Raw genomic sequence first — 14,508 nt, 5'->3', positions numbered from 1 at the left:
GGAATTCTTTTCAACATCTCATATGGCTATCGGCTCTTTTATTCTTTTAATTTAGGTTATGGAAGGACTGTTACTATGGAAGATATTATTCGAACCGTTAACTTGACCAAGCAGTACGGGAATAAAGTCATTGTAGATCGCGTTTCGATTTCCGTTAAGAAAGGAGAAATCTATGGATTCCTGGGGTTGAACGGTGCAGGGAAAACGACAACCATCCGAGCTCTTCTCGGAATGAGTAAGCCTTCTTACGGAGAAGTGTATTTGTTTGGTCAGCGCTGGGCGAATGGGAATCCTGATTTGTCAAGACGAGTAGGTTATATGGTGGAAGTTCCTTATGCCTACCCTACCTTTACGGTTAGGGAAAACTTGAGTTTAATGGCCAAATTGCGAGGATTATCGGTTCCGAGGGCAGTTAACGAAATTATGGAGCAATTGAATTTGACCCAATATACGGATAGTAAGGCAAGAGATTTGTCACTTGGTAACGCGCAGAAACTTGGATTGGCCAAAGCGTTAATTCATAAGCCTGACGTCCTGATTCTTGATGAGCCAACCAATGCGCTTGATCCAGCCGGAATTGTCGAGATAAGGGAGCTGCTGAAAGCTCTAGCTTCTCAACAAGGGGTTACCGTGTTTATATCGAGCCATATTCTTGAGGAAATATCCAAAATGGCTTCTCGAATCGGCATTATTCACAAAGGCGTATTGCTTGAAGAACTGACAACAAAAGACTTTGAAACTATCCGCCGAAAGCAGTTGATAATCGGGACAAAAGATGATCGAAAGGCTCAAGCTATTCTTACAGAGTCCGGGTATGCGGTACATTCGACTTCGAACGGCTTTGCGCTACCGGACGATCATGCCGTTAAACATCCCGAACATATTGCGAGATTGCTTGCTCATCATGAAGTACCGCTTACCATGCTTAACATTGAAGAAGAGAATTTGGAGCATTATTTTCTCAATGTAATCGGAGCCGAGGAGGAAAAACGGATTGAGACCATTGTTGACAGCCTGTAGTGTTGAAGTTTACAAATTGCGTCGTTCCTATGTTTTATGGGGCACGCTTCTGTTTATATTGTTTGTCACCACACTGTTCTTAGGACAGCCCAATTGGCGTTCATTTTTTGAACGGACTGCATTTTTGTATGCATCTGTGTTTGGGCTGCTGGGGTTTGGATTGGTAACAAGTTGGACTTTTGGCCGAGAGTATTCCGATCGAACGCTCAAAGATTTGCTCGTTTTGCCTGTATCACGTGGTAAAATCGCGATTGCCAAATATGTCGCAATTATATTCTGGTGTTTAGTAATGATGTTGATCAGCTTTGCTTATGCCTTAATACTTGGTTTTGCAATCAGACTTCCTGGCTTTTCGTTTGCAATTGTTCAACATTATTTGTTCTTAATACTTATAATTGGTGCTCTCCACCTATTATTAAGTGCTCCTCTTGCCCTATTGGCTTGTATATCACGCGGTTATCTGGTACCGATCGGCTTTGCATTTACAACTTTAATGTTGGCATTAGTGTTCGGCCCAACCGCCCTTGGAGCTTATCTGCCATGGTCTGTTCCTGCTTTGCATTTGCAGGAAAGCGGAGTATCTTTATTTCCCTTGTTGGGTACCAGTTATTTACTTGTTTTCTTAGTCGGACTCCTAGGTCTCTTTGGAACGGTTAAATGGTTACAAAACAGGGAGCAGTGATGATTTTACAAGGAAGACTTCTGCGTAAAATCCATTTGGAAGAAGATGATGCACGCACAAAGTAACTTGTAATTCTTTGTCAATCAAAAACAATCCTTCGACAAATTCCTTGTGGCGTCTCCAAGTATAACCGAGGCGCATCGGTTCCCCGAAATAACCCGTCAGCATGCTCTAATAGGCATATTCAACCCTATAGCTATATGTCGAAAAAACCTTATTTCTGGAATAAAAAAAATCTTTATTCAAGCGAAGTCTTATATTCATGTACTTTTATCTAATTAAATGATATCCAGCGTGACACTAATTAGATGATTATCTAATCCGTATAAAACTAAGTTCTTGCTCATTTCGGCAAAATAGTACACGGTTCTTGTCCCCAGCTTGGGACAAGAACTTGGTTCCTTAAAACAAAAAAAGCCGCTATCATAGCGACTTGGAATGAACAATGTTCTTGTCTCGCGACAAAAATCTCGTATAACTTAACAATGGTTGATACCTGATATATTCCTCTCCATTTGTTGCATCAGAGTTCTTAATATCAGACGTTCTTCCTCAGGTATGGAGTGAAGCAATTTTTCTTGTTGCTGCCTCCACTTTTGATCAACTGGTTTTTCTAACTCTTTTCCTTTTTCCGTCAGATAAATACGCATGACTCGCGCATCTTGTACATCACGTTTACGATATATAAATCCGTTATGCTCCAGTGATTTAACCATGTTTGTTACTGTTGGAGGCTCACATTTTAAGTGCTCACATAGCTGCATCTGCGTTACCCCGTCACCCATCCACAGACGATACAGCAAATTATCTTGCCCTACATAAAGATTAAGTTCCCTCAGTGATTCACTATAATTTCGACGCATTTGGGAGGAAATCCGATCTAAAGACTGGCGAATGTCACAGTCTACTGCATCTGTCATGTAGTATCCCTCCCTTGATGCTAATTAATATTTAGTAAACTAAATGTATCACGACGTTATTTTAGGAGTCAATGTACTTTCAAGTTAAACTACCCTGGTGCTAAGGACATCATTTTTAGCAAATTTCTCTGCTGAGAATTGTACTGTATGTGCCCAAAATTTTAAATAAACGACAGATAGACATTATTGCGTGTCTTCATCTGCCGCTTCTTCAAATTAGTATCAGAGTTATTGATTTAGGAATTATACATTTCTCTATTTAGGTTGACGATTTCTTTATGTGAATATCCACCAGAAGCCGTGATCAACTTCTCCATAACTTTGTCCCGCAGAAATGGGGCTTGTTCTTTATTTGCCTTTTGAAGTGCTTCAGTTAATTCCTCTTTGGTTAGTTCTGTGCAATATGCTGGTGTTCCTGGCTGCTGTCTCCATGAATCATTTAAATTCCCGCTATCGACCGTATCGAAACCTAATTCGCTGACTATACTCATAATTGTTTGCTTTTGCTGCACGTCATCACCGGCAATAGCTGCCGCAATGCGACGACTGCTGCCTTCCGGTGTACCCTCATGTTCTAAAGTATAGGCTAACAAATTGTTAAAAGCTTTGATAATTGATCTGCCTAATTGTTTTGTAACCCAGACACTTTCAACCATCCCGTTCTCGATCTCATCAATTTTCACTCCCATTTGAGGATAATAATTAGAAGTGTCGACGACAATAACTTCATCCGCCGCTTTTTCAACTACACTGCGAATATGAGGTAGTGCATGAAGAGGAATAGATATGATGAGAACATCAATATTGGAAATAACATCCTCTACCATTACAGGTGTTGCATTAATCGGTTTCCCTTTCAATCGTTCTATATCACGAGCATCTGCAATTTTCACATCATGGTTATTATTTACCAACTTTTTTGAAATAGATAAAGCAATGGGGCCAGCCCCGATTATTCCGAATCTCATTTTGTTCACTCCTATTTAATATTTAATAATGGTGTCATTTTACCTCATACATGTCATTTTGATTATCGGAAAGGTTTCCGTGAGCAATGGTTATTTTTTGGCGAATCCTTGTTTGTTCAAATAGTCCATCATTTGAGGTAGGATACTTCTTTGTAGATGATCCTGAATGTGATCACTCCATCCTGTTACTTTTTTCACTGTGAAAGGAGCTCTTACCGGACGATTCTCATAGTACTTCAACATGGTTTCGTCATAGATAGCCAATTTATCTTGATCGAGTGCCTGATACTGATTTTCAAGTAAAACCATAGATTGAGGCAGACGAGGTTTCAGTTCAGGTTTACTCCCCGTGGGGGTACCTATGCATAATCCTACCAAGGGAATCACATACTCTGGTAAGCCCAACAACTCTGTTAATTCTTCAATATTAGCTCTAACCGCGCCAATGAAAACACCGCCTAGTCCCATAGATTCAGCTGCAGTTAATGCGTTTTGTGCCATGAGCCCGGCATCGAAGGAACCAATCAACAGGAATTCAATATATTCGATATCTACATCCGGAGCAATTTGATGGTTTCGGTTAAAATCGGCACAGAAAATCCAAAACTCTGCCGCTTCTTCAATATAAGGTTGGTCAACACAAAGCTTTCTCACCTTTTTTCGTAGAGCCGGATCAGTGATACGAATAATGGACACGGCCTGCAGAAGACTGAACGATGAAGTTTGACTGGCGGACTTAAAGATCTCATCGACTTGTTCCTTAGCCAGGGGTTGCGATGTGTACGAACGAAATGATGTATGATTATGAAGCAACTCAAGTGTGTGATTCATTAAATTCTCTCCTTTATTTGTTTATTCCAATTCCCGCATCCCATATTCGTACGGAACGCCCATATTCTCTCGAAGGGTATTCCCTTCGTATTCGGTGTGAAACAAACCACGTTCCTGTAAGATAGGTACAACCTGCTCTACAAAATCCGCAACACCATCAAAAGCTATATCGGGGACGACCGAGAAACCGTCACACGCTTCAGCCAAAAACCATTCTTCCAAAAAATCAGCAACCTGTGTGGGTGTTCCTGCAACGACGGGATGATAATTAATGACACCATGAGCAAGAACATCGCGAACTGATAACCCTTGCTGCAGTAATTTCAAGGCTTTTGGTGAACGTGGGTCCATTGGCTGAGCATATGCATTTTTCAACAAGCCAGGAGGTAGTGGTTTATCAATATCTATCGAGTTTACCGACAAAGGTAAACTGATCATTGAACCGAGATAACTTACCCGACTAGGAATTTCCTGAGGATTAAAGCTCATAAGCTGTTTTCGACGGTTCAAGGCTTCTTCTTCGGTAGATGCCAGCGAAAACATAAAACCAGCAAACATTTTGATATCATCAGGTTTCCGGCCAAAACGAGCGGCACTTTGCCGAATCGCTTGTCTTTGTTCACGAGCAGATTCGATATCATATGGATTCGCGTACACTCCTGAAGCATATCTCCCAGCTAATTCTAATCCCTCACCCCCTCCTCCCGCCTGAAAAATAACAGGTTGGCCTTGTTCAGAAGGAGGTATTGGCAAAGGACCACGAGATGCATAATATTGACCTTGAAGGTTTATTGGCTTGATTTTGTCCATATCAGCGAATTGTCCTCCTTCTACATCAAGTGTCCAAGCATCGTACTCCCAACTCCCCCACAAAGCCTGAACAATTTGAATACTTTCATGTGCTTTGTCATACCGCTCTTTACGGTTGGCAACTTTTACACCAAAATTGGCTGCAGCTGAGGGGTCGGATGTAGTAACCGCATTCCACCCTACACGTCCTTGACTGATTACATCCAGTGCTTTGAACTGACGCGCGATGTTGTATGGATAGTTGAATGTCGTAGAGAGTGTAGCAACAAGTCCAATGTGTTTCGTTTCTCGGGCTACGGCCATTAGTGCCAACGTTGGATCCATTGGGAACGCAGGCGTCTGAGGGCCTAAGTTCACAGTTAATGAAGGAGTATCGGCAATAAAAATCATTTGAAACTTCCCTTTTTCGGCTATTTTCGCCCGTTCTACATAACTATCTATATTCGTATAAGCTGCTGGGTCAGTCCCGGGCATTCTCCAGGCGCTGAATTCACCTCCGTATCCCGAAACCATCTGTAGAGCCAATTGCATTTTCTTATTTTTTTGCATATATTTCTTCACCTTCATTTTCCATAGCAATTAGTGGATATACAATCTTTAGCTTGCTAACTATGACATTAAAAAATATAATAATTACTTAGCATGCTAAATATAAAACTAAAAAAATTTTTCTTCCTTCTTTTAAAACAATATTAAATGGGTTTGTTTGGGTTGTTGACCCAATCATAAGTGCATTCGTTTCGTTTGCAAAGAGGGCAATTTAAATGAACATAGTACATTTTTCTGTACCTATAGAATAGGAATGATGTCAATGCGGGTTTGTAATGAAGGATTTGAACAAGAGTTTATAAATGAAAATAGTGATATGTACGCGATAGCCTTTACGCAGAATCTTCTTTCCGGACGCTGGAAGTATTTTATATTATGGTATCTAAAAAATGAAACACGTCGTTATTCGGACATCAAAAAATTTCTTGGAGATCTCTCTCAAGGCTCACTTACCAAGCAACTTAAGGAATTAGAGAATGATGGCGTTATTCAACGTGATGTATATCCGGTAGTTCCTCCACGAGTCGAGTACTCTTTGACAGAAAAAGGAATGAAGTTACTTCCAATCCTTGAAAAGATGGAGGACTTCGGTAAAGAATTCGGTGGAAACAGGTAATTTGAATGGACGTTCCCTCAATTACTACGCTAAACTGCCCGTTAGCTGAACAAAAGCAGCTGGTCGCTTTGATCAACTGCTTTCTTTATATCATTGAGTTATCGTTTCCCATTAGCTTAACGTGCTATAGTAATTCTTTAAATACATATCAACCTGAGGTGACTTTCTAGTTTTTATCATCGTACAACGAACGTAAGCAAATCAAAAAAACCGCCAGTAAGGCTGGCGGGAAAAGTAAGAAGTGAACTCTTATACTAAGAAAGCCTTGGAGATAATGACCAATAAAATAAATAGTACGAGTATTGCACCAATGGACGTAAAGCCACCATATCCTCCACTTACTCCTCCTACATTATCATTACCATATCCAACTTCACTCATGCTTCCATCCCCCTCTTTGTAGTATGGGATAGATTATTCAGGTATATCCATTTTGACAAGGCTTTATTAAAAAAAAGGCCACCAACCAACAGGCAAGCCTGCTTCAATCAACTATGAATGGGAGTCTTGTTTATCATACCTGCTATGTCCACAACGTTAGGAGGTGGGTATCTCATGACAACATTTTTGGATGCTCGAACATCGGAACATGCAAGTTTAGCTAACTCTAGCGTTACTATACTGCCTAATTGAATTTGTACTGAACTAACCTGCCCGTTAGTTTAAAGGTCTAACCCAATTCGCAAAGATTTTGTAAATGTGCTCCGTCTCATGGTTGAACATAGCTGTAACCTCTTTATAAGCTACCTCGCCAGCTCTTCATTCTTGGAAACATCACCCTTTGCTTTTGCATCCTTCAACATGTATCTGAGCTCTGTAGCATAGGAAGGCTCAAACCATATGGTCGACAGGTCCTCCCTCCATTCAACTTCAGCGTCAGCATTTGGTCAGCTAAAAGGATATCGAAACAGCGGCATTGTAGGACACAAAGCCCTAGAATGCCTCTGTACATTCCCCGTTCGTATATCAATACATCATCTCTGCAGCACAGAGGCGTTAATGTACAATGAGAACTGGGCAAATGGATAGCTGTGAAACCTTGTGGCTGACACTTCCAAGCATGATTTCTTTTATCCCGCTTAGCCCACGGCTTCCAATAATAATGAGTTGCTGCTCAGTATCCCTTGCATATTTTAATATTTCATGTGCAGGGTTTCCCTTAAGATGAACTGTTTTCGGGTTAATCCCCGCAAATTCTAATTTGGATTTGGCTTGTTGTAATTGTTCCAAACTCGCTTTTTCCATTTCGTTCAATATTTCTTCCAAGAAATTCTCTGGTACATATGTCATGCCATTTGAAACATATTCCTGGCTGACATGAATCAAGGTAACTTGAGTTGGTTTATTGCGGGCTATTTCACCGGTTGCATCGAGGATTTTGTTCGTTATTTGATCTTGATCAATGGCCACCATAATGTTCTCAAACATTTTTATCTTCCTTTCCGTGCAGCACGTAGCTATATCGGTTACCTACAAAACGATTTCTTGCTGCTCCTATACCAACTAAAAAGAGTAAGACCGAAGCACCAAGTAGAATGAAAAGTGGCAGTTTCCAGCTATTTGTCGCATCATGCAGATATCCTATAAGGGCAGGACCGACTGCCGCAAGAAGATATCCGATCGATTGCGCCATGCCTGACAGTTCAGCTGCTTGATGCGCATTTTCGGTACGTAATCCAAAAAACATCATGGACAAACTAAAGGCGAAGCCTCCCCCGATTCCGAGTATTATGATCCACAACAATATGATATCGGAACTTCCGTTAAGAAGTCCGAGGGTACCCGTCAATAGTAAAGTGGATGTGATGACCACTAACAAACGTTGGCTAGACATACGCCCAGCAATAACGGGAACAACAAATGTAAATGGAAGCATGGCTAACTGCATGATCGAGAGGTACCACCCGGATTGGTTGGAGTCAATTCCTTGTTGCTTTAAAATTTCAGGTAACCATGCGATCAACACATAGAAAACCATAGATTGTATACCCATAAATAAGGTTACTTGCCATGCAAGAGGGGAACGCCAAACATTCACATCGTTGCTCTCCTTCTGTTGGCTCGTCGTGGCTGTTTGCCTCGTTTGATTTCTTAATTGCGGTAACCAACAAAGGATCGAAACGAAGCTTAGAATCCCCCATATTCCTAATGCTCCCTGCCATTTTAGACCTGCGTTCACGGCTAGCGGTACACTTATTCCTGATGCGATTGCTCCACTTAAACTCATTGAAATGGAGTAAAGACCTGTCACGGAACCCATTTTATTTGGGAAATCCCTTTTGATAATACTGGGCAATAATACATTACATACGGCGATTGCGAACCCAAGAATTGCAGTCCCAATATACAGATTAGCTGCGCCAGATAAAGAACGTATTACAATACCAACAGTCAGAAATATGAGTGCAATCAAAATGATGCGTTCAACCCCATACATTCGTGCTAATTTGGGTACTAGAGGCGATAATAAAGCAAAGGCAAGTAAGGGTAGCGTTGTTATGAGGCCGGCTAATGTATTTGAAATTTGAACGTCATCCCTTATAAGACTCACCAAAGGCCCAACTGAGGTTAAGGGAGTACGTAAATTAGCTGCAATCACAATAATGCCGAGAATGATAAACCCTATAGAAGATGGTACGGCTTTTTTATTTTGTTGGTTCGGCATTCTTCAATTCTCCTTTCTGAATTCATACGTATGGTTTGTTTCCTGCTGATTGAAAAAAGAGGCAATAACATCCGCGCGGACAACAAAAGTATATTATAATATATTATTTTTTACAATAAATATTCTATAATATATTTTAAATCGTTTAAAAACAAAAATACAACTCTGAATTCCCGTCATGGAATTCGGAGTTGTATGATAAGTAGAATTTTGATTTTTAGAAACCATACGTTAAGGAGATATGGAGCACTGTTTCGCTATTCGTATGATTGGTATAAGAGTGAGGACAATCTGCACGAAAACTGATCGTATCATATTGATTCAATGTGTGAATCTCTTCGTTGACTTGAATTTCAATGGAACCCGTCATTACTGTTGCAATTTCAGTTGTGTTGACATGATGACCTTCAGGGTGATACGAGCTATTCGGCTGCAAGTAAGCCCGACACATTTCAATACCGTTGCTTTTAAAGACGGGTTCAATGATCCAATTTTTTTGATCATTAGAAAATCGCAGTCCTTCGCCTGCTCGATACAAACTAACAGGGTCTTCTGATTTGAACAAAGCCAACAGCGGTAAAGATATGCCTTTTGATATTTTCCATATAATCGCCAACGTTGGATTGGTCTCGCCACGTTCGATATTCCCCAGTGTAAGTTTGCTTACGCCCGTTAATTCCGCTAAGTCATCCAAGCTCATATTTTTTTCTTTTCTGTACTTTTTCAAAGCACCGCCCAATTGTAATACCATTTGTTTTGATTCATTGATTTCATCCATTAAATATTCACCTCAACCATAAACTGTTATAGCTAGTATATTGTTTATCTGAATTCTTTTCCATACGATTAGTATTTGTTCCGTCACTGGCTTCTGCTAATAAATATGTTAGGAAAGCCTCCCTCCTCAATATATAGAAATAACTATTTAGTTCAGAATTATTTGAGATTTACAACATTTTACTTTATGTTTTAAAATTATTTTTAATAGAGACGAGGGATCAAATCCTTTTTCACCGGAGAGTTCTCGTCCTGATCATTGACCTATCTAACGGGTTTTATTCGAAGAATGTAACTTATGAAAGGTGGTTTAGCAATGAAGATTCTCATCGTCGGCTATTTTAGCGAAACCTCAAAATCAACTATTTCAAGGTATTTTCCGCAAGACTGGAACGTTGTTATTGTCCCACCCGGACAAGAAATGCTGTATCATATTGAAGATTGCCAGGTAATCATCCCTGAACATATTAAAGTAGATCACAGCCTGCTTTCTGCCGCAAAAAAATTAAAATTGGTACAGACAGGTGCAGGATTTGATAATGTAGATATTCCTGCCTGCACACAGGTTGGCATTTGGGTCGCTAATGCTGCAGGGGTGAACGCACAGGCAGTGGCCGAGCACGTAATGGCAATGATAATGTCTTTTTATAAAAACATACCGTTTCTTGATTCGTTCATGAAAAACAAGATGGATGAAAATCAATTGAACTATACAGGGAGTGAATTAAAGGGAAAAACAATTGGGATTGTCGGTTTGGGCGCTATCGGAAAAAAGGTAGCTGCGTTTAGCAACGTTTTTGATATGAATGTGCTGGCTTATGCCAGAAATACCAATGTACAGTCGGATGGTTTTGTGAAAATGACGGATTTCGATACGCTTGTAAGCACATCGGACATCGTCAGTGTACATATTCCTTTGAATCAGCAAACCAAACAACTGATCAACAAAGCGGTATTCAAGAAAATGAAGAATACCACACTGTTTATCAATACAGCCCGCGGCGGGATTGTCAATGAAAGAGACTTGATTGATGCATTAAAAAACGGGGATATTGCAGGCGCATGTCTGGATGTGTTTGAATCTGAACCGCTTCCTATGGACAGTGAGCTCCGGAATCTGGGTAATGTGATACTTACCCCCCATACAGCAGGAATGCCTGATGGTCGGAAGTTTCATAAAAAAAGATATGATTTCTTTATAAAGAATATAAAACGTGTAGAGAATGGTGAAGAGCCTGAAAGCAAGCTCAATCAGATATTGTAGTTTTGGTGTAATAAAAATGGGCTGTTGGACACAGTTCGAGTAAAAACTCGTGTTCTTTTGCAGGTGAAATGGTAATGTCATACAGCGGAATACGGGTCCCTCTGCTTCTCTATGTTATGCTGGGCTATGGCTTCCTCTTTCATATTCCCAATTACTTATCAAGTTCATTTTCTTATTCAGCACAAAAAAAGAGCGAGCCATCTTTTGGATGACCTGCTCTTTTTCTTCATTTAGAGCCTCCTCTTAATGACCTTGCCAAAGAGGGGTCTTCAAGTTATTAGTATTGGTTCGATTGTCCGCCATCAATAGGAATGACAGCACCATTAATAAATTCGGATTCACCGGATAGCAGGAAGGCAACAAGACGACCTACTTCTTCAGGTTTACCAAAACGTCTCTTAGGGTTTACGCTAACAAATTCTTTGCCGGCTTCTTCCCATCCTTCTTCGCCACCGATTTGTTTAAGGGAACCGACAACCATCGCAGTCATAATTGCCCCTGGAGCGATAGCGTTGATGCTCAGGTTATATTGTCCGTACTCGATTGCTGCATTTTTCGTCATACCCGATACAGCATGTTTACTTGCGACATACGCCGCCTGATTCAGAACTCCGCGAATCCCGCCAACAGATGCAACATTGACAATGGAACCGGATTGTTGCTCTTTCATCACGGGAAGAACGTATTTCATGCCATAAAAGACACCTTTAAGGTTAATGTCAATGACTTTGTCAAACACTTTACTGTTATATTCAGCTGTAGGAGCCTGAGTACCTTCGATCCCCGCATTGTTGTAGAAGCCATCGATGCGACCGAACTTTTGAACCGTATCATCTACATATTTTTGAACAGCTTGCTCATCAGATACATCCGCAGTAAGAAGAAGAACTTCTGCCTCAGGTGCAACTTCCAGAATCAATTTTTTGGTCTCTTCAAGTGCAGGTTGATTAAGGTCAACGAGAGCAAGCTTGGCACCATCTTTTGCGATTTCAAGTGCCGCTGCTTGTCCCAGACCTGAGCCTGCTCCAGTAATTAAAATAACTTTTGATTCAAAACGTTTACTCATGATCCATACTCCTTTATTAAGTGAATTAACGAAATGTTCGTCTATTTTAGATGAGAATAAAATTCTCAATTAAAAACCTTACATTGGCAATAATAAATCACAAAAAATTCACTTGCAATAATCAAACAGCACGCCATGTGTCCGCTAAACAACGTTTTATATTCATATGTTCACCCAAGTATGCAAAAATAAACATTTGTCATCGATTATGTTGAAACTGTCTCTGAATCCTCGCGAGCGCTCATCAAAAAAAGTCACTCAGGAACAAATCCTGAGTGACTTTCGGCTATTCTGGCAACCACAATGCAAGGACTTCGGAAGGAGTCCAAGTATATATTGATGTGTGAGCTTGACGACAAATATAAACGACCCCTTTGTAAAGGACACGATCACCGATGTGGTATGACGTATTCTCAGCCCAAGCTTCAGGTGCATCCGGTTCTACCACTGGCGGAGATGACTCAAGTGTAGTAACTGTAATGACGTTACTCGCTACAGATACATTTCCAGCAGAATCCTTGGCTTTAATTGAAAATGTATATGTCGAGCTTGATTTCAGACCGGTTACCTCATAACTTGTCACGGTTCCATTTACAGTAGCGATCCGCTCTGATCCTTGGTAAATGTCGTAGCTGCTAACGGCCACATTATCCGTTGAACTGGACCACATCAGACTTACTGATGCTGCACTCACGGTATGTGCGTGAAGATTACTTGGAGCCGTTGGAGCTAAAGTGTCAGGTATGGTTGCAGAAGTTGTCTGCACTGTAATCTCCGAACTGAGAGGGGATCCATTACCTGCAGCATCAATCGCTTTTAACGCATAGATATAAGTTGTTCCTTGACTTAATCCACTTACATCATAGGATATAGACGTTCCTGGAATAGTCGCAATCTTGTGTCCATTTTGATAAAGTTCATAACTCATTACACTCACATTATCAGTCGAAGGATGCCAGCTAAGTGTAAGTGATTTTGTCGTGATGTTGCTTGCTTTTAGATTTATTGGAGCTGTTGGCGCTGTTTCATCGGTGTTTGATCCACTTCCACTACCCGATTTCATTAGATTTACGTCAAGCGCTTGATAAAAGGCATTACCAGTGTCAGCGATTTCCCAAACGCCGAGAATAACATGATAACCGGTACGGTCTGCTGGTATTTCACATTGATGTGAGACCGATTTTTCTGGCATTTTCCCGCCATCACTGTAGGTACAAAACAGTTCTAAATCCTTACGCTCAATCGGAGAATTAGGGTTCCAGTCTTTCTTGGTTATGTAATATTTCCACTCTTTTGTTGCATGTGCCGCTGTCAATTTCCAGGTAAAGGTTTGGCTTCCTGTTTGCATGTCTAGCTTCGTCCAACGTTCTGCCGTTTGAGTATATAACTCCGGAAAGATACCTCCTCCTGTAATTTCTCCATCTGATGGTCCTCCCGCCGGAAAGTTTCCTTTTGCTTCGACACTCTGTGGTTCATATTGAACCTGACCGCAGTTACTATTGAGATTCTGTTGGCATAAGTATGCACGACTAGCTGGTGACTCTAAGTAACCATGAGCTGAGGTGACATTTGCATACACCAGCAAAAACAATATACCCGTTGCAAATACCAGGATCGTTTTCGGTACCAAGGATGTTTTCCTAGCACCTGAGATTGAGAGATAAGTTGACATAATAATCCTCCTGTAAAGTCTGATGATGTTAACAAGAAAATTTTATAAAATTTTACATGGAGCTGTAAGAGAACAAAGTTCTAATTTCTTTTGGATAAAAAAACCTTTTCATGATATTTGTTTTGTTGAAAAACAGGAGAAAAGTCGTATTAGCTCTTGGTTTGAACATAAGATAATTGAACCGCTCCTCTCTTAGTAGAAAGAACAAAAAGCCGCTAAAAGCGACTTTTCTGTTTGAATATACGTTATTTTAATTGGTCTCTTCGTGAATAGCATCCATTAAAATTTTCTTGGCTTTAGCGCCATTGTCCAAGTAATCAAACATTGACATACTCCCCCACTCACTGAAATCAGGAGCCCAATACCGGATCCCTATTAGACCGTGTGTTTTTCCCCACTCAATCACATCATGATAGATAGCAGCTTGTCCTTCTTCATTATGTGGGTAGCCCTTGACGGTTTTTGACCATCCGGCATATGCACCTTGCACCTCACCTGAAGGATAAGAAAACTCGGCGATAAATACAGGAATACCTGCCTGTTTGTTAATAGCAGTAACGATTTTTTTATACATAACCATTTTAGTTTGTTCATTTATAATGACGTCTCCCTTTATAGCTTATCTTGGCTAGTGATCTGATTAGGGTTATTTGAGTATAAAATCGTTT

Annotated in this window: 15 protein-coding genes; 4 read left to right on the top strand and 11 right to left on the bottom strand. The window is 40.5% G+C overall.

Annotated features, from left to right (window positions below; translation table 11 throughout):
* The first annotated feature begins 75 nt into the window (after positions 1-75).
* On the top strand, positions 76-1,020 hold the full coding sequence (locus tag ABIC22_RS23400; protein ID WP_354484182.1) for an ABC transporter ATP-binding protein: 945 nt from the start codon (positions 76-78) through the stop codon (positions 1,018-1,020).
* Entirely contained in the window at positions 995-1,702 is a 708-nt protein-coding gene (locus ABIC22_RS23395) for an ABC transporter permease (RefSeq protein WP_127537109.1), read from the top strand. The genes ABIC22_RS23400 and ABIC22_RS23395 overlap by 26 nt, the downstream gene beginning before the upstream one ends.
* Positions 1,703-2,181: 479 nt before the next feature.
* Here the strand turns inward: ABIC22_RS23395 and ABIC22_RS23390 are convergent, their stop codons facing one another.
* The 4 genes from ABIC22_RS23390 to ABIC22_RS23375 form a co-directional block, all read right to left on the bottom strand.
* Positions 2,182-2,622 (bottom strand): MarR family winged helix-turn-helix transcriptional regulator, encoded by a 441-nt coding sequence (locus tag ABIC22_RS23390; RefSeq protein ID WP_354484180.1) that lies wholly within the window; start codon positions 2,620-2,622, stop codon positions 2,182-2,184.
* A 236-nt stretch (positions 2,623-2,858) separates the two neighbouring features.
* Positions 2,859-3,590, bottom strand: coding sequence for an NADPH-dependent F420 reductase (locus ABIC22_RS23385; RefSeq protein WP_354484178.1), 732 nt, complete (start codon positions 3,588-3,590; stop codon positions 2,859-2,861).
* A 90-nt stretch (positions 3,591-3,680) separates the two neighbouring features.
* Complete coding sequence (gene nfsA / locus ABIC22_RS23380; protein ID WP_354484176.1) at positions 3,681-4,421, bottom strand: oxygen-insensitive NADPH nitroreductase; 741 nt, start codon at positions 4,419-4,421, stop codon at positions 3,681-3,683.
* Positions 4,422-4,442: 21 nt separating this feature from the next.
* Positions 4,443-5,780, bottom strand: coding sequence for an NtaA/DmoA family FMN-dependent monooxygenase (locus ABIC22_RS23375; protein WP_354484174.1), 1,338 nt, complete (start codon positions 5,778-5,780; stop codon positions 4,443-4,445).
* Between the two features lie 262 nt (positions 5,781-6,042).
* On the opposite strand from ABIC22_RS23375, the gene ABIC22_RS23370 reads away from it, so the two are divergent.
* Entirely contained in the window at positions 6,043-6,396 is a 354-nt protein-coding gene (locus ABIC22_RS23370; protein WP_110757697.1) for a winged helix-turn-helix transcriptional regulator, read from the top strand.
* 249 nt (positions 6,397-6,645) lie between these two features.
* Here the strand turns inward: ABIC22_RS23370 and ABIC22_RS23365 are convergent, their stop codons facing one another.
* The 4 genes from ABIC22_RS23365 to ABIC22_RS23350 all read right to left on the bottom strand — a co-directional run bounded on the left by ABIC22_RS23365 (position 6,646) and on the right by ABIC22_RS23350 (position 9,839).
* Positions 6,646-6,777, bottom strand: a complete 132-nt coding sequence (locus ABIC22_RS23365; RefSeq protein WP_127537104.1) for a sporulation protein YjcZ — start codon at positions 6,775-6,777, stop codon at positions 6,646-6,648.
* A gap of 615 nt (positions 6,778-7,392) precedes the next feature.
* Positions 7,393-7,824 (bottom strand): universal stress protein, encoded by a 432-nt coding sequence (locus ABIC22_RS23360; protein WP_354484172.1) that lies wholly within the window; start codon positions 7,822-7,824, stop codon positions 7,393-7,395.
* Positions 7,817-9,061, bottom strand: a complete 1,245-nt coding sequence (locus ABIC22_RS23355; protein ID WP_354484170.1) for a CynX/NimT family MFS transporter — start codon at positions 9,059-9,061, stop codon at positions 7,817-7,819. The genes ABIC22_RS23360 and ABIC22_RS23355 overlap by 8 nt, the downstream gene beginning before the upstream one ends.
* A gap of 217 nt (positions 9,062-9,278) precedes the next feature.
* Positions 9,279-9,839: a helix-turn-helix domain-containing protein gene (locus ABIC22_RS23350; protein ID WP_354484168.1), complete on the bottom strand. Its 561-nt coding sequence runs from the start codon at positions 9,837-9,839 to the stop codon at positions 9,279-9,281.
* Between the two features lie 315 nt (positions 9,840-10,154).
* On the opposite strand from ABIC22_RS23350, the gene ABIC22_RS23345 reads away from it, so the two are divergent.
* Entirely contained in the window at positions 10,155-11,102 is a 948-nt protein-coding gene (locus tag ABIC22_RS23345) for an NAD(P)-dependent oxidoreductase (protein WP_354484166.1), read from the top strand.
* A gap of 277 nt (positions 11,103-11,379) precedes the next feature.
* Here the strand turns inward: ABIC22_RS23345 and ABIC22_RS23340 are convergent, their stop codons facing one another.
* The 3 genes from ABIC22_RS23340 to ABIC22_RS23330 all read right to left on the bottom strand — a co-directional run bounded on the left by ABIC22_RS23340 (position 11,380) and on the right by ABIC22_RS23330 (position 14,420).
* A complete protein-coding gene (locus ABIC22_RS23340) occupies positions 11,380-12,168 on the bottom strand; it encodes a glucose 1-dehydrogenase (RefSeq protein WP_154894165.1) in 789 nt (262 codons plus the stop codon).
* A gap of 286 nt (positions 12,169-12,454) precedes the next feature.
* The gene (locus tag ABIC22_RS23335) at positions 12,455-13,840 is read right to left on the bottom strand and encodes a lytic polysaccharide monooxygenase (protein ID WP_354484164.1); all 1,386 of its coding nucleotides are present in this window, start codon (positions 13,838-13,840) and stop codon (positions 12,455-12,457) included.
* Between the two features lie 250 nt (positions 13,841-14,090).
* A complete protein-coding gene (locus tag ABIC22_RS23330; protein ID WP_354484162.1) occupies positions 14,091-14,420 on the bottom strand; it encodes a glycoside hydrolase family protein in 330 nt (109 codons plus the stop codon).
* Positions 14,421-14,508: the final 88 nt, after the last annotated feature.

The sequence above is a fragment of the Paenibacillus sp. PvP094 genome (genome assembly GCF_040546835.1).
Classification (GTDB): Bacteria; Bacillota; Bacilli; order Paenibacillales; family Paenibacillaceae; genus Paenibacillus; species Paenibacillus illinoisensis.
Note: the sequence above shows the minus strand (reverse complement) of the source record. Positions and strands in the feature narration are given on the sequence as shown.